This window comes from Vibrio mediterranei (assembly GCF_013364395.1).
GTDB classification, from domain to species: domain Bacteria; phylum Pseudomonadota; class Gammaproteobacteria; order Enterobacterales; family Vibrionaceae; genus Vibrio; species Vibrio mediterranei.
This window is the reverse complement of record NZ_JABXGK010000008.1, coordinates 733993-752897: the sequence shown is the minus strand read 5'-3', so window position 1 is coordinate 752897 and position 18905 is coordinate 733993. Positions and strand designations below refer to the sequence as shown.

Genomic DNA, 18905 nt, shown 5'->3' with positions numbered 1-18905 from the left:
TGTTATGCTTATTATTGGTATCAAAAGCGAGGCGCGATAATACAGAGAATGGACGAGGTAAAACTTAATCTAGATTAATATATTGGCGTGCAATCAATGGAATGTTTGATTACTTCATTGGAATAGAAACTAAAAAGTCAGTCAGCCATAAACAACGACCTGACTGACTCTTTTTTGTGACACTGTCACTCTAAGCGCTAGTGCGATTTTCTGATTTGGAATCATCGTCGTTTATCTGACAATGAGATATCCAACGTTCCAGCGACTCACCAAGTGCTTTTGCGTTAATAGGTTTAGAAATATAGTCATCCATCCCTGCTTCTAAGCATTTTTCGCGGTCGCCTTGCAGTGCGTTTGCCGTCATTGCAACAACAGGAATCGAATGGTTGATGTTGATATTTTTAGTATTTCTTATCTCTCTCGTTGCTTCATAGCCATCCATTTCTGGCATTTGGCAATCCATATAGACAAGGTCGTAGTTGGCAGGTGTTCTAAGAGCAGCTAGTGCCTCAAGTCCATTCTTAGCTTTATCGACTTTGATACCAAATTTCGACAGCAGCGATTGCAGCACGACTTGGTTAGTGGTGACATCATCCACAATAAGAATGCGCGCGTTGTATTGGGCTTTCTTCGCCGGCGTATGTCGTGTCACAAACGCTTCGCTTCTATCACTTCCCGACAATCCCGATACTTTTTCTAACACACTCAACAGGTCGGCTTGCTGCATCGGTTTGGTGAGGTAACCGCTAAAGCCTGCCTTCTGCATTTTCTTCGCATCGCCACGCTGCACTACCGATGAGAACATCACCAAGCGAGTATCATTGTAATCAGGGTTATCTTGGATTTGTTTGGCTAGCTCGACCCCGTCCATATTCGGCATTTGATAATCGAGAATCGCAATGGTGAAGGATTGTTGTTGTTTGTGGTTATCAGCTAAAACCCTCAACGCCTCTTCACCACTATTAGCTACCTGATATGGAATCTCCCAACGGGTGAAGATCTGCTCGAGTAAATTGCAGTTGGTATCGTTGTCATCCACCACTAAGATACGTTGTTTTTTCAGGTCTCCAGTAGGCAAATAGACCACGGACTGTTTAGATGAGTTTTCCAGACAAACTGTAAACCAAAATGTCGATCCTTTGCCCGTTTCACTGGTGACACCGATCTCGCCACCCATAATTTCCGTTAAGCGTTTGCTGATGGAAAGCCCCAAACCCGTCCCACCATATTTTCGAGTGGTTGAACTGTCTGCTTGCGAGAAACGCGAGAACAGCTTTTGTTGCTGCTCTTCACTAATGCCAATACCGGTATCGCGTATTTCGAATCTCAGTATACTGTCGGTGAGTCGTTTTTCTTCCACGGTCACGTACACCGCGACTTCTCCGTCTTCAGTAAACTTAATCGCATTACTGACCAAATTGTTGAGCACCTGGCGAATACGACCAGGGTCCCCTCGGTAACAAAGATCCATCACAGGTGTAGCCGGACATACCAGCTGAATCCCCTTCTGTTCTGCCGCAAAATAGAGCATAGCCCCGACATCCTCGACCACTTCACCCAAGTCAAAATCAATCAACTCTAAGTCAATCTTACCTGCTTCTATTTTCGAGAAATCGAGTATGTCGTTAATAATAGAAAGCAATGATTCAGCGCTATTTTTGGTGGTTTCAGTCATTCGTATTTGCTGCTCGTCGAGCTTGGTATCAAGTAGCAAGTTAGTCATGCCTATAACACCATTCATTGGCGTTCTAATTTCATGACTCATGGTTGATAAGAACTCACTCTTCGCTTTGGCTGCAGCTTCTGCGCGGTCGCTTTCATCACGAAGCTTCTGGTTGTACTCCTTCATTTTTTGATCATTTTTCAATAAGTTGAACGCCATATCTCTAAAGCTCGATGTGAGCATAGCGAACTCGTCTCTTCCTTTTAAATGGCGGCTACGGTTGAGTGTTTCTAATCCATTTTGAAGTTGTCCTTTAGCAACGAGTTGGGTTGCACTCAGTAATGTATCCATACGTTGCTTAACACGTTTAGAGCTCCATGCCGCCACAAAAAGTGAGATCAGTGCTGCAAACAAGGTTCCAAAAAACAACACAAAGGAGGTTTGACTCGCGGACTTTGACGACGCCATACTGCGAATGGTGATAAGCTCTTGCTCTATTTGAATAAACGTTGCAAATTCCCCACGTATTTCATCAATAATACGTTTACCTTCTTTCTGTTGTGAAAGGTCTTCGATGCTGTCTTGCTTTGCTAGTCCGTTCTCCAACAGACGTCTTTGAATAATGGCTTTATCTGCAATGTCTCTGAGCCAAGTATTATGCAAAGTATTGATTCTGGTGAGTCGTTCGACTTGAACGGGGTTATCACTCACCTGTTTAGACAAGGTAGTGATTTTTTTATCCCACACCTCTAACGATAAATGAAAAGGTTCAAGAAACACTTCGTCACCGGTGAGCAAAAAGCCTCGTTTACCCGTCTCCATATCCACCGTGAGGCTCAGCAGTTCCTGCGCGCGACCAATAGCTTTGTGTGTGTGCTCAACCCAACGAGCGTCCTCCTCCATAGATTGAGTGTTTTGAAACACGGCTACAGAAACGGCAAGCATCAACAAAACAGGCACAGAAAAGCTGAGTAATAGCTTCTTGGTAATTGAGATGTCATCGAACCATCGATTGAGACTCGGCATAATCAACCTATCGCTACTGAGGTAATTATCTTTAGTCTAGGATAGGAAAATTGGATTGTTAGAAAATCGAAAGGACTGTAATAACTAATAATCTGAATTAGCAAAAGAAAACTGAGTCTCGCTACTCAGTTTTCTTGTTCTCTATCAGCAGGGTTTACTCGTCTTCAACGATACGAATCTCGATAGCAAAGATGCCATGCTGAGGTATCATTTCTTTATATTCATGGAAGCTGTATAACATTTCTATCCCTTCTTCAATGGTATTGCACAGCTTGGAGAGGACTTGCATACCTTCACTCGTCAATAGTGCTCTTGGATCGGGATATTGACGTACTTCGACTACTTCTACGATTAACGCATTTGGCTTAATGACATCCAAACCAACAAAAGGAGGGCCGGAAATCACCTGAAATGCGATCCTGTCTCCCGGCATTAGTTTGTCGTATTCAATCGCTTCATAGCTATTATTGGTTCGAATCTCTACTTTCTTAACACCAGAACGTATAGCGTCTAACGGTGATTGATAAATCTCTAATGGGTATTCAGTCATTGGGCTCTCATACTGTCTTTTGGCCTTTTAACGTTAAGATAGAAGGTGTAATTATTTAAAGCCATCCTTCCTTATCAAGACATTTCTCGAATAAAGTCCAAACCAACCTTAAATCATAAACATTTATGATTTAAATCAAACACTAATCGTCACTTCTGTCTAGCAGTCACATAGTTTTCGAAAATGATTAGGCGTAATCTAGATTGGCTAATTTGACATGATTTACACCGAATACATTCCGTGATTCGTCCCTTATGTTTTCGATTAAGACAAAGGAGTAGTTATGCGTTTTAAAACTGGTTTCATCAGACTGTTAGCCTGCAGTCTGTGCTTTATTCCAGTCATTAGTCAGGCCGCAGATACCGATACATTTGCTGGCCAATCAGGCACCATTAATATTGCGGGCGGCACCGCACATATTCCCGTAATGAAACTCGCATCGCGCGCGATTATGAAATCCAACCCTGATATTCGTATCACCATCGCTGGAGGTGGTTCTGGTGTTGGGGCACAGCAGGTTGCCAAAGGTTTAGTTGATATCGGCAACACCGGTCGCGCATTAAAACCTAGTGAAGCTGAGCAGGGTTTGGTCACATTTCCTTTTGCGATAGATGGTGTGGCTATCATCGTTAATCCAGAGAACCCCGTTAAAGATCTAACCCAACAGCAAGTTATCGACATTTATTCTGGAAAAATCACCAACTGGAAAGCGCTGGGTGGTGAAGACCGTTCTATTAACCTTTTTACCCGCGATGAAGCCAGTGGCACACGCGCGGTATTCTTTAAAAAGATGCTCAACAGTACTGCTATCGTAACGAACGCCAACGTTATCCCATCAAATGGTGCCATGAAAACCGCCATTGCCCGTGACTCTGGCGCCATTGGCTATAGCAGTGTTGGTTACATCGATGACACAGTGAAAGCCCCTGCGCTCGATGGTGTCCACCCAACCAACGAAGCTTGTGCATCTGGCGAATACAAAATCGTCCGCAAATTGTATATGAACACCAAAGGTGAACCTCAAGGTTTAGTCAGCGAGTTTGTTGACTTTATTTATAGTCCTCAAGGCGCAGAGTACATTAGCGCATCTGGTTATATCCCATTAAGCAAGCGTTAACCATGCGCCATTTGGTTGCACCAGAACGAGTAATACTTTCCCTAGTGATGGTAGTGCTCGTTTTGATGTCATTGTTGTTTGGTTTTCTGATTTGGTTTGCATTGCCTGTTGTTACTGACCCAAGCGTCGCCGTCTTTTCTCTTCAATGGCAACCCGATCAAGGACAGTATGGCATTTTCCCCATGGTATTCGGCTCTGGTGTTCTTGCTATTACAGCCAGTTTAGTTGCCTTCCCTTTTGCTCTTGGCATTGCCAGTTTCTGCCAATATAGCCGTTACCAACCTATCGCTATTTGGATTCGCCGCTTAGTCAGGCTAATGGCTGGCATTCCGACTGTGGTCTACGGTTTAGCCGCGGTTTTCTTGTTGGTTCCACTATTAAGAGAGACCTTTCGTAGTGGTTCCGGCTTTTCCTTGCTTGCTGTTATGTTGATGATGGTGCTGCTGATCTTACCCGTCATGATCATGATGTTGGACTCTCGGTTTCAAGCCTTGACGCAGCATTTACGATTAACCTCTTGTTCTCTTGGCATGACCGACAGTCAAATGATTGCCCACGTCATCGTACCAAACTCAATGCACGCCGTAGCAAGCGCCGCCTTGTTAGGGTTTAACCGAGCGATTGGAGACACTCTATTACCACTGATGTTGGCAGGCAATGCGCCACAAATCACAGGAAGTATTTTAGATTCTGTTCGCACCCTCACCGCTCATATTGGCTTGGTTCTCGCCACCGAAAATAGCAGTGCTATGTACAATTCGTTATTTGCTGCGGGCCTACTTCTACTCACTATTAGCGTTTGCGTTACTGTACTGATTCGCAAACTGACTCACTCAACTGATGGAGGAATAAACGGATGAAAGCTCGCTTATTCCATCTCTGGAGTGTGCTGTGCACGTTACTGTTACTCGCGGCTTTGAGTGTTTTTATCGGCTTTATTATTTATCGCGGTGCACCAACGATAAGTACTGAGCTGTTTTTTGGTGATGCATCACCCATTGATGCCATGTTAGGTCGGGAACCTATCTGGGATGGTATATGGCCCGCGTGCGTTGGAACACTGTCGGTCATCTTATTGGCGCTAACACTAGCCCTTTTGCCTGGACTCGCTACCGGAATTTGGCTCGCGATGAGTAAACCTTCGTTCTTAAAACGTTGCCTTGCGATTGGCATCGATATTCTTGCAGGCATTCCGTCTATTTTGATGGGGCTATTTGGTTTTACTCTGATTCTCTCTTTGAGGCATTGGTTTTTACCCTCTGCCAATGCTTGTTTGCTGTTATCCGCACTATGCATCGCCATGTTAATCATCCCTTATTTGGCCGTTGCTACACGAACGGCTTTACAAGCTCTTCCGTCATCACTCAACGTCACAGCTCTTTCTTTGGGGATGTCGCAGTGGCAGGCGTTACGAACCGTTTTGTTACCACAAGCGAAAAGCGGCATTATCGGAGGCATTATGCTCGCCATAGGCAGAGCCGCCGAAGACACAGCAGTCATTATGTTAACTGGGGCAGTTGCCAACGCTGGATTGCCCGGTGGTATTTTTGAACGCTACGAAGCGCTACCTTTCACCATTTTTTACTACAGTGCGCAATATCAAAGTGAGACTGAACTACATATGGCGTTCGGTGCAGCGTTTACCTTACTTTGTCTAACTGCCAGCTTGTTTTCGTTAGCAGGACTCACTCAGCGTAAATCGATAAGGAGAGCCTAACATGAGCTTTCAACCCTCTTCACCGCTTGCTGGTTCAGTCTCAAATTTGACCATCGCCTTTGGCTCCAATCAAGTTGTCAGCAACGCCAATATAGATTTTTATCGACACCAGACCCATGTGCTTACTGGTGCTTCTGGCTCTGGAAAAACCACTTTTTTACGCGCTCTGAATCGCCTCAATGACTGTTTTGCCGAGTGTAAAACTACAGGTGATATCAAACTTACACTAAATGATACTCAACATTGTGTTCAGAAAATGCCTGAACACCAACTTCCCCACCTTAGGCAAAAAGTCGGTATGGTATTTCAACATCCTCAACTGTTGCCGGGTTCAATTCTCGATAATCTGTTGCTTCCATTGAGAGTAGTTAACTCAGTCACTGGACAAAAGGCACATCAAATCGCCCAAACCGCACTCAAACAAGCAGCTCTTTGGGAGGAAGTCAGTGATCGCTTGAGTGATCATGCTGCTTCGCTATCGGGAGGACAGCAGCAACGGCTTTGTTTGGCGAGAACGTTGGCTTTGGAGCCAGAAATTTTATTACTTGATGAGCCTACCGCGTCATTAGATAAACACACGGCGCAGCAAATAGAGGCGTTGATTCTCGAATTAGCCAAGCGTTACACCATTATCATGGTGTCTCACTCAGCCAAACAAACGGAAAAGCTGGCTAATCGAGTTAGCCATTTTGTTTCAGGAAAAGTGTTCACACGTTAATAAGGTCGTCACGAAGTGAACTAATGTATTGAATAAAAAGAAGGTATCGAATAAAAGTAAGGAAAAAAAAACAGGCCGTAAAACAAACACGGCCTGAGTGGGTTAAGTTAAATCGTTTAAGCCGGAACCGCCTCAAAATCTAGCGATACACACGTTCCGCAATTTTCAGCCAGTACATCTAAGCTCTCATCAAGTGCACCGATATAGGCTCTGCCACCAAACTCTGCGAAGTCCACAACCGCATCCACTTTTGGTCCCATGCTACCTGCTGGGAATTGGTATTGTTTCAACTCACTTGGGCCCACACTGCGCAGTGCTTGTTGGTTCTCTTTACCCCAGTTTAGGAACACAGCTGGTGCGTCAGTTAGGATAAGTAGCTTCTCTGCCCCTAGCTGTTTCGCTAACAAGGTTGCGGCTAAGTCTTTATCAATCACGCCTTCAACACCTTTGAAGCCAGATTCGCATTTACATACTGGGATACCACCGCCGCCACAAGCGATGACAACCTGTCCAGCTTCTAGCAAGGTATCAATAGAGTGTTTGTCGATGATGTTTTTCGGAAGTGGTGAAGGCACCACTCGACGCCAGTATTCGCCATCACGCTTCATCGTCCATGCGTTCTTCTCGGCTAACGCGCGGCCTTCTGCTTCATCGTAAACTGGACCCACAAACTTAGTTGGATCGGAAATACTTGGGTCATCACAGTCGACTTCGATACGAGTTAGTAGCGTAGTGACGTCTCTTTCAGGCAATTTGTTTTGTAGCTCTTGAGCTAGCATGTAGCCGATCATGCCTTCACTTTCTGCGCCCAATACATCCAATGGATAAGGTGATACTTTGTCGTACGCTAGGTTTTGCAATGCTAACAGACCGACTTGAGGGCCGTTACCGTGAACAATCACCACGCGGTATTCTTTGGCAATTTCAGCGATCGCTTTGGCGGCAATTTTGATGTTGTCGAGTTGGTTAGCGAAACTTGGCTCATCGCCACGTCTTAATAGTGCGTTACCACCGAGGGCAACCACTACAGTGCTTTTGTTTGTTTTGCTTGCGTTCATAGGGACTCCTTGAAAGACGCCGATCATTCGCTGTGCTCGGCCTCCACATTCTGTATAAGTAATAAATCGTGTGTTATTTGAGTTGTTTCTGTCGTTATTCTGCTGAGAAAGGTTGACGGTGAATAAACTGCCCGTCCCCCGCTTCTCCGGTAAATTCACCATCGTACGCAACTAACTTACCTCGGCTGAACGTCATGAGTGGCCAACCTTGACACGCAATGGACTCGTAAGGCGTGTAGTCTGCATTGTCATGTAAGCTATCGTGTCTGATAGTTTGTTTCTTGTTCGGGTCAAACAACACCAAATCGGCATCCGCGCCACAGCCTAGATGGCCTTTTTGTGGATAGAGACCAAACAATTTGGCAGGCTCATAACTGGTTAGAGACACGAACTGATTGGGGGTAATTCGTCCGGCTATGACACCTTCTGAGAACATCAGAGGCATACGAGTTTCGACGCCAGGAATGCCGTTTGGTGTTTTGGTAAAATCTTTTGCGCCTAGCTGTTTTTGTTCTGCATACGTAAACGAGCAGTGATCAGTCGCGACAGTATCAATCGAACCGTCCGCTAAGCCTTTCCAGAGTTTTTCGCTTTCCGCTTTGTCTCTTAATGGTGGACTTAGCACGTATTTCAGCGCGTCTTCACGTTCGTAACGGTCATTGTTCAACACCAAGTATTGTGGGCAAGTTTCAACCCACACTGGCTGGTTGTTCTCTCTTGCGAGGCGGGTGTAATCCAATCCTAGACCGTTAGAGAGATGGACGATGTAGAGCGGCGCAGAATCAGCAAGCTTGGCAAGGTTGATCACTCTTGCAATCGCTTCCGCTTCGCATTCTAGCGGACGACTTAGCGCATGATATTTCGCTTCTACTTTGCCCTGCTCTATGAACTGTTTGCGTTTCAGTGACAGTGCTGCATCGTTCTCTGGGTGAACCGTTGTTAGTGCGCCAACTTTTTTCAATTGCGTTAACGCTTTAAGGACCGAACAATCATCCAACTTGTAAGAGTACGTGAGGTACAGTTTGAAGCTCGGAATACCGCGCTCATGTACCATGGCATGCATCTGCTCCAAAATCTGGTCATCAATGTGCTGAATAACGCCATGGAAACTGTAGTCAATTACCGCTTTATCAGCCGCGTAACCATGGTAAACATCCAGTTGATGGAACAAATCACAGCCTTTTGGACCAAAGCCCATATGATCGATGATCATCGTCGTGCCGCCACAAGCAGCCGCTCTGGTGCCAGTAAAAAAGTCATCACAGCTTCGAGTGATTCCTGCATCAATGTTGAAGTGGGTATGTACGTCAATACCGCCTGGCATGACGTACAACCCTGTTGCATCCACCACGCGAGTATCTTCACTCACGGGCTTTAGGTTTTCAGCGACTTGCTCAATCTTTCCATCAATGACCAAAACATCGGCTTTACGAATTTCAGCATGGTCAACCACAGTGCCATTTTGAATCAGCAATGGCGACGATGAATTATCGAGAAGGGATTCGATATTGTTGAATTGTTCAAAAGTCATAAGATCACCGGAAAGTTACATGTCGCATCAAGATAAAGGAGTCGCGATAAGCTGTGACGGAAAATCCCATCCTAGAGCGGACTCCGCCAACTTCAGGCAGACACAAGTTGGCACTCTAGGATGGAGAACGACGTGAGTCGTCACGCGCTAACTGTTACAACTCAATGTGTTAGCGCGTGGTACTACCTTATTGATTGCGTTTTTTCTCTAGATACATTTGAGGGATAACCGCGTACATTGCAGCACAAGTCACCAAATGCTCTTTCCAAGTTTTCTCGTTTGGCGCATGAGCTTCTGGCTCTTTACCTGGGCCAAAGCCGATAACTGGAATGCCGTAACGACCCATGATAGATACGCCGTTAGTAGAGAACGTCCATTTGTCGACAAGTGGTTTTTTGTCGAATAGTAGCTCGTAAGATGCTTCTAGAGTCTTAGTTGCAATGTGGTCTTCGTCGATCTTCCATGCTGGGAAGTAACACTCTGTTGGGTAAACCAAACCGGTGTAAGCAGGACGGTCATAGTTGTACATAGACACTTTCGCGCCATACTTCTGAACTGCAGGTAGGTTTTGAATCTCTTCGATTGCGCCTTCCCAAGTTTCACCCCAAGTGATACGTCTATCGATAGATACTGCACAGCTATCTGCTACCGCACAGCGGCTTGGTGAAGTAAAGAACACTTCAGACACAGTTAGCGTACCTTTACCCAAGAATGGGTCGTCGCCAAGGTTGCCAGCCAATTTCTCGATATCGTTAAGAATGTGGCCCATTTTGAAGATAGCGTTATCACCACGCTCAGGTGCAGAGCCGTGGCAGCTAATACCAGATACGTCGACACGGATTTCCATACGGCCACGTTGACCACGGTAAATTTGGCAATCTGTAGGCTCAGTAGACACAACGAATTCAGGGCGAATATCGCTTTCTTCAATGATGTACTGCCAGCATAGGCCGTCACAATCTTCTTCTTGAACCGTACCAGTCACAAGCAATGTGTACTCGTCTTCTAGGCCCAAGTCTTTGATGATCTTACCTGCATAAACCATAGACGCCATGCCGCCTTCTTGGTCTGATGCACCACGACCACCGATAACTTCATCGTCTTCCATACCTTCGTATGGGTCAAAGCTCCAGTTGTCTAGGTTACCCACACCTACTGTATCGATGTGTGCGTCCATTGCGATCAGTGTAGGACCGTTACCAATCCAACCTAATACGTTACCCATTGGGTCGATGTCGACGCGGTCAAAACCTACTTTTTCCATTTCTTCTTTGATGCGAAGAACGACTTTTTCTTCGTCGCAACTTTCGCTTGGAATCGCAATCATATCGCGAAGGAAACGAGACATATCAGCTTTGTATTCTTGCGCTTTTTCCAATACGGTTGCAAAAGGGATACTTACAGTCATTGTTACTACTCCAAATTCTGTTCCCAATGGAGCCTTGCCCCACCGGGAATGTTAATGCTTGAAATTACTAATCTTTCTTTGTCACTTTTTCTGCGTTGTTTTAGATTGTCGCGTGCTTACCTTGCCAAACGACTTCGCGATAGTGCACAGGATCTGTGTCGCCTTCGGTGTTAATAACCAAAACAACAGAATCTTTATTAAGCGCTAAATGCTCTTTTAGGCTCTCTTTTTCACGGCTGTATTCCACCGCTGCCAATAGACCCAAACCAACCGCACCGGACTCACCAGAGATAACCGCAGGGTCACCACTTAGCGGGTTACCCAATACGCGCATACCAAACGCAGCTACACGGTCTTCGCAGGAAACAAACTGAGTGGCACAGTTTTTAAGTACTTCCCATCCCAATGGGTTTGGTTCGCCACAAGCTAGACCAACCATGATGGTGGCCAGATCGCCATCTACGTTGACCATGTCGCCAGTCTCAGCAATACCTGAACGATAAATACAGTCTGCTTGGTTTGGTTCAACAACGACTGAGCGAAGCTGACCTGGGCCACAATATTCAGCCAGATAGCCCAATACACCACCAGCCATTGCGCCTACACCCGCTTGTAAGAACACGTGCGTCGGTTTATCCAGACCTAGCTCAACCATTTGTTCAACGGCTTCCACTGCCAAGGTGCTATAACCTTGCATGATCCACGTTGGGATCTCGGTATAGCCTTCCCACGCCGTGTCTTGAACCACTTTCCAACCATGCTCGTTAGCGGTTTTGATGGCTAGTCTTACGGTATCGTCGTAGTTCATATCAGTAACAATGCACTCTGCGCCAAGGGCACGAATGTTGTTAACGCGCTCATCAGCAGCGCCTTTTGGCATGTAGACAACTGCGTTTTGACCCAGTTGATTCGCCGCCCAAGCGACACCACGACCGTGGTTACCATCAGTAGCCGTTGCGAAGGTCATTTTGGTTTTGATTTGAGTTTTGAAAGTTTCGAAATTGAAACCGTCGATGTCCATCTTGTATTCATCACACAAGAGTCGTGCGATAGCGTAAACGCCGCCTAACATTTTGAATGCGTTTAGGTCAAAGCGATACGCTTCGTCTTTAACAAGAATGTTCTTCACACCAAACTCTTTTGCAAGGTGGGTTAGATTGTGAAGAGGTGTTGGTTGATAGCCATCTAATTGCAAATGAAATCGGCGCGCTTTTTCGGCTTCACTGATGGAAAACTGATCGGAGAGGCGTCCATTAAAATGCTGGTTATCGGCAATATGAATATTAAAATTCAACTTTGACATAGCGATACCTTATTTAATCCATTTACACGCTCGCCTTCGAAGGAATAAAGGCGAGGTGTAATATTACGGGAGTACTTTATTTAACTCTTTTTTCTGATTCGTTTAGTAGCTCATCAAGAACGCCTGCGACATCTTGATATTTTCTGTTCAGAATCATTGCCGCGATAATATACGGCTTCCAACTTGCTTCTTTATAAGTTGCAATGCGGTACTTCTCGAATACAGACTCTTCTACTTCACCTTCTTCACAAGACACGCCTGTGATATCTGCCGGTAGACAGTGCATGTACAACGCTTCACCGCCTTTAGTTAGCTTCATCATCTCTTCAGTACAGTGCCAGTCTTTGTGCTGTGCGTTTTGTGCCAAGCACGCTTTCTCTAGCTCTTTTAGTCCATCATGGTCATTAGCGCGTAGCAGGTCAGTACGCTCGCCCATAACTTTGTAAGGTGCCCAAGATTTTGGATAAACGATGTCTGCATCTTTGAATGCTTCTTCCATAGAAGTTACTTGAGTGAAGCTACCGCCAGACTCTTGTGCGTTTTTCTTCGCTTCTTCAACCACTTCAGGAATTAGGTCATAGCCTTCAGGGTGCGCTAGCACGACATCCATACCGAAACGGCTCATAAGACCGATGATTCCTTGTGGCACAGATAGAGGCTTACCGTAACTCGGCGAGTACGCCCAAGTCATCGCTATCTTCTTGCCTTTAAGTTGGTCTAAGCCACCGAAGTGCTCTTCCAACCATGCTAGGTCAGCCATAGACTGTGTTGGGTGGTCGATATCACACTGTAGGTTAACCAATGCTGGACGATGAGGAAGTACGCCTTCTTTAACACCATCATCTAACGCTTCACCTACTTCACGCATGTAAGCATTACCAGCGCCTAAGTACATGTCATCACGAATACCAATCGCATCAGCACAGAAAGAAATCATGTTCGCAGTTTCACGAACTGTCTCGCCGTGAGCGATTTGAGATTTACCTTCATCAAGATCTTGTTGCGCTAGGCCTAACATGTTGATAGCGGAAGCATAAGAAAAGCGAGTACGAGTCGAGTTGTCTCTAAATAAGGAAATGCCTAGGCCGTTTTTAAATACATTAGTGGCGATATTTTCACCACGCATGGTTTTTAGTACTTGTGCAGTTTTTAATACTCTTTCTAATTCTTCTGGGCTTTGCTCCCACGTTAATAGAAAGTCTTTATCGTGAAGTTTTGATTCTAGTTGAGAAATTTCTTTAATCAGTTCATTCATATTTTTCATTTGCTATCCCATTATCCATCTAGATTAACTATAAAAAATACAACTCAAGATAATATTCGCATGCTATTTATATTTAACAGGCTAACAAAGCGTATTTGCCCTCTTGTTTGTATTTGTATTTACTCCTAACTGGCCGATCGTCTGGCCTTCAGATTTCTGTCACTGGTTCTTATATTCCAAGTTCTGTGCCAATAATTCGTATCAAATAAAAAAGAATGAAATTTCTTTGAAAGCCCCGTCTTATAAGGGTTCGTCGTTTGACAATGGAAGGGATGAAAACGATGACAGTCTCAACTATCAGTCTGATTAGAGCACCGAAACCAAATTGATAGCGATAGTAAAAGGGTGAGTATCATATTGATATTGGGTGATAGACACTCTTCTCAGGGCGAGAAGAGTGTCTTAGAAGGGTTATTCTTTGCTAGCTTTTGACTTAGGAAGGATAAGGTTTAGCGTAACGGCAGCTAGGGTGCCCGTGGTGATGCCAGAGTGGAAAACAAGTTTTAAACTCTCTGGGAAATGACGCAGTAGATTAGGCTCGTAGGTAACCGCCAAACCTGATGCTAACGCCACACAAACCACGATCGCATTGCGTCGGGAATCAGTGGCTTTCATTAGCATTCGAATACCCGCGTAAGCAATCATACCGAACATAACGAAGCCAACCCCACCGAGCACAGGTTTTGGCACCGTCACCGCTAATGCTGCAAATTTAGGGAATAGACCACCAAGTACCAACAAACAGCCTGTCACTGCAACGACAAAGCGGCTAGCGACTCCACTAATGCCGACGATACCAACGTTCTGACTGAAACTTGCTACTGGCATGGCTGAGAAGAACGAACCAAAGGTACTGCCTAAACCATCGGCCAACAGTCCTTTTTTCAAGTCATTCCCTTTCAGCTCAACACGACAGTTGCTCGCCAGTGCCATAAAGTCTCCTGTTGCTTCTGCAACTACCACCAAATAGACCAAACTCATGGTAATAATAGCTGGGATGGAAAAACTCATCCCAAAGTGCAGAGGCATAGGAGCTGCCACCCAATTCGCTTCGCCAATTTGAGTAACATCGACCATACCCAGTGGAATAGCCATCATATAACCTGCAGCTAATCCAATGATGATACTCGATGCGGCGACAACGCCTTTACAGAACACTGATACGCCTATCACCACGGCTAACGATGCGGCAGCCAAGAATATTTTCGGCAACGTCGCGAACTCTGGGTGACCTTGAGGAGCATCACCAATCCAGTTCATTGCTACAGGTAAGATGGTCAAACCAATCAAGGTTACAACCACACCACTAACAATAGTAGGAAATAGCTTGCGAATATGGCTCATATAAAAGCTTGAACCTACCACCAGAAATGACCCTACAAATGCGGCTCCAAGCACTGCATCCAACCCTTCGGTTTTGCCAATGGCGATAATGCTGCCAATAAAGGCAAAACTCGAACCCATAACGACAGGTAGCCGGATTCCGATCTGCTTAAAACCAATACATTGCACAATAGTGACCAAACCCGACACAAGCAATGACGCGCTGATTAGCGTGACAATGTCTTGAGGCGGCAAGCCAATCGCGCTTCCCGCTATAAGCGGCACTGCGACAATACCTCCTATTGATGCCAACATGTGCTGTACTGCGAGAAATAAGGTAACGCCATACGGGGGTTTTTCGTCTAGTTCATAGAGGAGTTCCATACTGCTTCCTTTTATAGGCTGTGCTCTACTTGAGATTGAGGAATGTTGCAAAACTCTGTGGCGCGCCTAATTGCTTCTACAATCGGCTGATAACCAGTGCATCGACACAGGTTGCCTTCCAGAGCATCACGAATTTCTTCTTCAGTCGGGTTTGGATAGCGTTTAAGCAACGCCCAAGCACTTATGATCATGCCTGGCGTGCAGAAACCACACTGTGTTCCTCCGGTGGTCAAAAACTCATCCATAAGAACCACTCCCAGTGGATCCTTTCTTAACCCTTCAATGGTGACGATTTCACTGCCTTCGCACTGAATAGCCAGTGCCAGACAAGAACAAACCGGCTTGCCATCTTTAATCACGGTGCATGCACCGCACTCACCTACCGCACACCCTTCTTTCGTGCCAGTAAGTGACAATTGCTCTCTTAACATGTCGAGTAGCCGTGTATTACCCGTGACTTCGAGGTTATACACACCGCCATTCACCGTTAGCGATATTTGTTTTGTTTCTTTAACCATTGAAATGCACTCCTATGCTAACGACTGGTCATCTGACAGTTTGGTTTGGATTTCCGACATAAGCTCTCGGAACATGTTCAGATAAACAGGCTGTTTGTATGCAGCTGACCAACGTCCACCAATTTCTGTTTCGATAATGTCTGATAGCACGCTGATAGCACGGCCAATAGCCTGCTCGTCTAACGTGGTTTCACACAACACTTCTTCTACTTGATACAAGCGTCGTGGATAGCTAAATAGCGCGCCATCAACAAGACGACACTCTTTGACTATGCCCTGTTCGATATTCATCAAACAGCTCAAGCTCAAACGCGTGATGTTCAGTGCATTACGACGTCCTAGTTGAACGTACTCGGTTAGCTCAAATGGTTTATCTGGAATCGTAAGAATGATCTTAGTCAGTAGCTCATCTGGTTGAATGTCCGTGCGATAACCGCCTTTAAGAAGCTCAGCTATAGGTAAGCGTCTCACTTGTTTTTCAGACGCTAGCTCAATTTCTGCCTTGTAAGCGATCAACGGAGGAATTGAGTCGGCACATGGTGCTGCATTGGCTATGTTGCCGCCTAATGTTGCACGGTTTCTAATTTGTGTTGAACCTATGGTTTTGCATGCGGTTGCTAATAATGGGAAATGGTGACGTACTTCTTCGTGCTCCACGACATCAGTGATGCATGCACCACCACCAATCACTATGCTGTTACCTTCGTGAGTGATAGTTTTTAGCTCTTTGAGGCCCGTGATATCGAGTAGTGGTGCTGCGGTTTCTTGCAAGCGATGCTGAACAAGCACATCGGTACCACCCGCTAAGATAGTCATTGAACCTTGCTGCATTAACGACAACGCCTCACCCAAGGTTTCAGGTCGAGTCACATTGAGATCGCACAAGCGGTTCACTTGATGATGGTTGTCACCGCTGCATAAGAGTTCACTTTGACGCACTGGTTTTTTAAGGTTGTAGCCTAAATACACCTGCTCCAGTGTCAGTGGTAAAGTTCTGTGACGTTTTTTGGTGGCAAACGCAACAGCATTAACGATGGCAGCAGCAGCGAGCTCTGCGGCAGGTTCGCCAATACTTTTCGCGCCGTAAGGGCCTGCTGGGTCAGGATTTTCTATCGCGTGGATATTGAGGTTAGGAATATCTTTAATAGTTGGCATTAAGTAGGTATCGAAGTTATCGGATTTCACTTCGCTCTGTTCGATATTGTAGTCTTCTAAAATACCGAATCCGATACCTTGAGCGATACCACCCGCTACTTGGCCTTCAAAACCGACAGGGTTAATGACTTTACCTACATCGTGTACTGCGGTTACCCCAAGTACATCTACTTTACCTGTCGAGGTATCTACTTTTACTTCTGCAACTTGGCAGCCGTAAACCCAAGTAAAATATGGCGAGCCAGTGCCCTTCTCCTCATCCCAATGAATCGGAGGTGGATCGAACCAACCGTAGGCCGCAAGGTTAATCCCTTGCTGACGACAACGTGAAATCGCCTCTTGCAGTGGCACTTGAATATCAGACTGTAAGTTCGATTTAATCTGACCGTTGCGCCATGTGCTATCTTCAATTCGCGTGACTTTGAGGTCGGATTTTATGGTATCAAACAAACGAGCTCGGATGGTTTCTGCGCCGAGTTTCACCGCATTACCGCCCGTCATTGTGGCGCGAGATGCAACGGTAGGTCCGCCGTCAGCGATTAGGCTGGTTGGCGACTCTGAGAAACGTACCATATCCAAAGGCACACCTAACACTTCGCCCGCTATCATTGCCATGGTAGTTTGCAGGCCTTGTCCGTTTTCGCACACACCGGTTGAGATATTTAGACTGCTGTCTGCATTTAACGATAACAACGCGGTGGAGTTATCTGCACCTTCCGCTCCTAAAGAGCAGCCGCGATAACTAAGTGCTAAACCAATACCATATTTGATGGGCGAATTGACGTTGTTCTTGGCGTTCATTTCCGCCATACGCTCATAGAATTGAGATTTTTCCGCTGCGGTTTTCAATACTTCTGATGCTGAAACCGTATGCTGATCAAAACATTGTCCTGTCATGCTCAAAGAGCCTTGTTTCAGAACATTGCGTTCACGCACCGTAATTGGGTCGATATCGCATGTTAGTGCTATCTCATCCATCAAGGATTCGTGAGCGAAGATAATCTGAGGAGAACCAAAACCACGCATTGCGCCCGATACACTGTTGTTGGTGTAAACCCCTGTCACGTCTACTCGAACATGGTCAATATCGTACGGACCCGCGGCTTGAACTGAAGATCGCCAAGTTACAAACGGCGTACAAGTCGCGTAGGCACCAGCATCCGCGATAATGTTGATTTTAATCCCTTCAATTTTACCCTCACGCGATACGCCTACTTTGTAGCGCATAGTGTATGGATGACGCTTGGTACTTTCGATAAGTGACTGCTCTCTGTTATAGGAGAACTTGACTGCGCGTTTAGTAAGGTAAGTGGATAGCGCCGCACGACAAGCAAGATGATCAATGGTGTCATCTTTACCACCAAACGAACCACCAAGCACAGAACGCTTCACGTTGATTGTTGCTTGCGGAATACCAAGGAAACCGGCGACAAAGCTTCTTACTCTATGAGGGTTTTGAATTGAACCAATGATAGTCAGCTCGTTATTATTGGGGTCTAGATAAGTGGTTATTGATTCTGGCTCAATATAGCCATGTTCTTGATAGTGCGTTTGATAGGTATGTTCGATAACCACATCGGCCTTCGCAATTGCCTTATCTGCATCACCTTTAACGGTGTGGTGAGTGTTAACGACATTAGAATCTTTATCCGGATGAATCAGTCTTGCATCACTTTCTAACGCTGACTCTGGATCAGTAACGGGCTGAAATGGTTCATATTCGACTCGGATCTTTTCACTTGCTTCACAAGCAGTCTCATAACTGTCTGCAATAACGAGTGCAATAACATCACCACTAAAACGTACCCATTCCTGACATATAGGGTAAAAGTCTCGAATGATCACCCCAACTTTGGGGTCTCCTGGAATATCGTCATAAGTAATGATTCGTTCGACTCCAGGGACTTTCATTGCGTCCGAGGTATCTAAAGAAAGAATTCTACCCGCAGGTATATCTGTGTAACGGCAAACTCCGTGAAGAGAACCCGATATGTGAACATCGTCGCCGTAAACTGCCGTACCTTCTACTTTGGCTCGTCCATCTACTCGAGGCATTCTGCTGCCTAAGCCAGCTTCATTCATAATAACTCCCTCTTGGTTGAATGAGGTGTGCATCACGATTCGCGGCACGCCCACGAAATAGAGCAGTAAAGCAGGCGTGCCGGAAAGC

The 18905-nt window shown here is 45.6% G+C and carries 14 protein-coding genes; 4 read left to right on the top strand and 10 right to left on the bottom strand.

What is annotated here, in order from left to right; translation table 11 throughout:
* Window positions 1–190: 190 nt before the first annotated feature.
* Window positions 191–2689 (bottom strand): hybrid sensor histidine kinase/response regulator, encoded by a 2499-nt coding sequence (locus tag HOP38_RS20385; RefSeq protein WP_198558828.1) that lies wholly within the window; start codon window positions 2687–2689, stop codon window positions 191–193.
* Between the two features lie 154 nt (window positions 2690–2843).
* Complete coding sequence (locus HOP38_RS20380) at window positions 2844–3239, bottom strand: ASCH domain-containing protein (protein WP_198558827.1); 396 nt, start codon at window positions 3237–3239, stop codon at window positions 2844–2846.
* Window positions 3240–3522: 283 nt separating this feature from the next.
* On the opposite strand from HOP38_RS20380, the gene HOP38_RS20375 reads away from it, so the two are divergent.
* The 4 genes from HOP38_RS20375 to HOP38_RS20360 are packed head-to-tail and all read left to right on the top strand — an operon-like array spanning window position 3523 to window position 6791.
* Window positions 3523–4356: a phosphate ABC transporter substrate-binding protein gene (locus HOP38_RS20375; protein WP_198558826.1), complete on the top strand. Its 834-nt coding sequence runs from the start codon at window positions 3523–3525 to the stop codon at window positions 4354–4356.
* 2 nt (window positions 4357–4358) lie between these two features.
* On the top strand, window positions 4359–5216 hold the full coding sequence (locus HOP38_RS20370) for a PstC family ABC transporter permease (protein WP_198558825.1): 858 nt from the start codon (window positions 4359–4361) through the stop codon (window positions 5214–5216).
* Window positions 5213–6073 (top strand): PstA family ABC transporter permease, encoded by an 861-nt coding sequence (locus HOP38_RS20365; RefSeq protein WP_198558824.1) that lies wholly within the window; start codon window positions 5213–5215, stop codon window positions 6071–6073. The genes HOP38_RS20370 and HOP38_RS20365 overlap by 4 nt, the downstream gene beginning before the upstream one ends.
* A 1-nt stretch (window position 6074) precedes the next feature.
* Window positions 6075–6791, top strand: a complete 717-nt coding sequence (locus HOP38_RS20360; protein WP_198558823.1) for a phosphate ABC transporter ATP-binding protein — start codon at window positions 6075–6077, stop codon at window positions 6789–6791.
* Window positions 6792–6907: 116 nt separating this feature from the next.
* Here the strand turns inward: HOP38_RS20360 and arcC are convergent, their stop codons facing one another.
* From arcC to HOP38_RS20320, 8 genes are all read right to left on the bottom strand, one after another.
* A complete protein-coding gene (arcC, locus tag HOP38_RS20355) occupies window positions 6908–7849 on the bottom strand; it encodes a carbamate kinase (protein WP_006073540.1) in 942 nt (313 codons plus the stop codon).
* Window positions 7850–7943: 94 nt separating this feature from the next.
* Window positions 7944–9380 carry a dihydropyrimidinase gene (hydA, locus tag HOP38_RS20350; RefSeq protein ID WP_006073542.1) on the bottom strand — a complete coding sequence of 479 codons (1437 nt, stop codon included), beginning with the start codon at window positions 9378–9380 and terminating at the stop codon, window positions 7944–7946.
* Window positions 9381–9567: 187 nt separating this feature from the next.
* Window positions 9568–10788, bottom strand: a complete 1221-nt coding sequence (locus HOP38_RS20345; protein WP_198558822.1) for a YgeY family selenium metabolism-linked hydrolase — start codon at window positions 10786–10788, stop codon at window positions 9568–9570.
* Between the two features lie 100 nt (window positions 10789–10888).
* A complete protein-coding gene (gene dpaL / locus HOP38_RS20340) occupies window positions 10889–12091 on the bottom strand; it encodes a diaminopropionate ammonia-lyase (protein WP_006073546.1) in 1203 nt (400 codons plus the stop codon).
* Window positions 12092–12167: 76 nt separating this feature from the next.
* Entirely contained in the window at window positions 12168–13355 is a 1188-nt protein-coding gene (gene ygeW, locus HOP38_RS20335; protein ID WP_006073548.1) for a knotted carbamoyltransferase YgeW, read from the bottom strand.
* Window positions 13356–13766: 411 nt separating this feature from the next.
* Window positions 13767–15062 carry a nucleobase:cation symporter-2 family protein gene (locus HOP38_RS20330; protein WP_006073549.1) on the bottom strand — a complete coding sequence of 432 codons (1296 nt, stop codon included), beginning with the start codon at window positions 15060–15062 and terminating at the stop codon, window positions 13767–13769.
* 11 nt (window positions 15063–15073) lie between these two features.
* Window positions 15074–15580 carry a (2Fe-2S)-binding protein gene (locus tag HOP38_RS20325; protein ID WP_006073551.1) on the bottom strand — a complete coding sequence of 169 codons (507 nt, stop codon included), beginning with the start codon at window positions 15578–15580 and terminating at the stop codon, window positions 15074–15076.
* 12 nt (window positions 15581–15592) lie between these two features.
* Window positions 15593–18817 (bottom strand): molybdopterin cofactor-binding domain-containing protein, encoded by a 3225-nt coding sequence (locus HOP38_RS20320; RefSeq protein WP_198558821.1) that lies wholly within the window; start codon window positions 18815–18817, stop codon window positions 15593–15595.
* Window positions 18818–18905 lie beyond the last annotated feature (88 nt).

What these genes read in the sequence shown, in the direction of transcription:
- ygeW (WP_006073548.1), bottom strand. Translation starts at nt 13,355, where the DNA reads ATGAAAAATATGAATGAACTGATTAAAGAAATTTCTCAACTAGAATCA.
- HOP38_RS20325 (WP_006073551.1), bottom strand. Translation starts at nt 15,580, where the DNA reads ATGGTTAAAGAAACAAAACAAATATCGCTAACGGTGAATGGCGGTGTG.
- hydA (WP_006073542.1), bottom strand. Translation starts at nt 9,380, where the DNA reads ATGACTTTTGAACAATTCAACAATATCGAATCCCTTCTCGATAATTCA.
- HOP38_RS20345 (WP_198558822.1), bottom strand. Translation starts at nt 10,788, where the DNA reads ATGACTGTAAGTATCCCTTTTGCAACCGTATTGGAAAAAGCGCAAGAA.
- arcC (WP_006073540.1), bottom strand. Translation starts at nt 7,849, where the DNA reads ATGAACGCAAGCAAAACAAACAAAAGCACTGTAGTGGTTGCCCTCGGT.
- HOP38_RS20380 (WP_198558827.1), bottom strand. Translation starts at nt 3,239, where the DNA reads ATGACTGAATACCCATTAGAGATTTATCAATCACCGTTAGACGCTATA.
- HOP38_RS20385 (WP_198558828.1), bottom strand. Translation starts at nt 2,689, where the DNA reads ATGCCGAGTCTCAATCGATGGTTCGATGACATCTCAATTACCAAGAAG.
- HOP38_RS20360 (WP_198558823.1), top strand. Translation starts at nt 6,075, where the DNA reads ATGAGCTTTCAACCCTCTTCACCGCTTGCTGGTTCAGTCTCAAATTTG.
- HOP38_RS20330 (WP_006073549.1), bottom strand. Translation starts at nt 15,062, where the DNA reads ATGGAACTCCTCTATGAACTAGACGAAAAACCCCCGTATGGCGTTACC.
- HOP38_RS20320 (WP_198558821.1), bottom strand. Translation starts at nt 18,817, where the DNA reads ATGAATGAAGCTGGCTTAGGCAGCAGAATGCCTCGAGTAGATGGACGA.
- dpaL (WP_006073546.1), bottom strand. Translation starts at nt 12,091, where the DNA reads ATGTCAAAGTTGAATTTTAATATTCATATTGCCGATAACCAGCATTTT.
- HOP38_RS20370 (WP_198558825.1), top strand. Translation starts at nt 4,359, where the DNA reads ATGCGCCATTTGGTTGCACCAGAACGAGTAATACTTTCCCTAGTGATG.
- HOP38_RS20365 (WP_198558824.1), top strand. Translation starts at nt 5,213, where the DNA reads ATGAAAGCTCGCTTATTCCATCTCTGGAGTGTGCTGTGCACGTTACTG.
- HOP38_RS20375 (WP_198558826.1), top strand. Translation starts at nt 3,523, where the DNA reads ATGCGTTTTAAAACTGGTTTCATCAGACTGTTAGCCTGCAGTCTGTGC.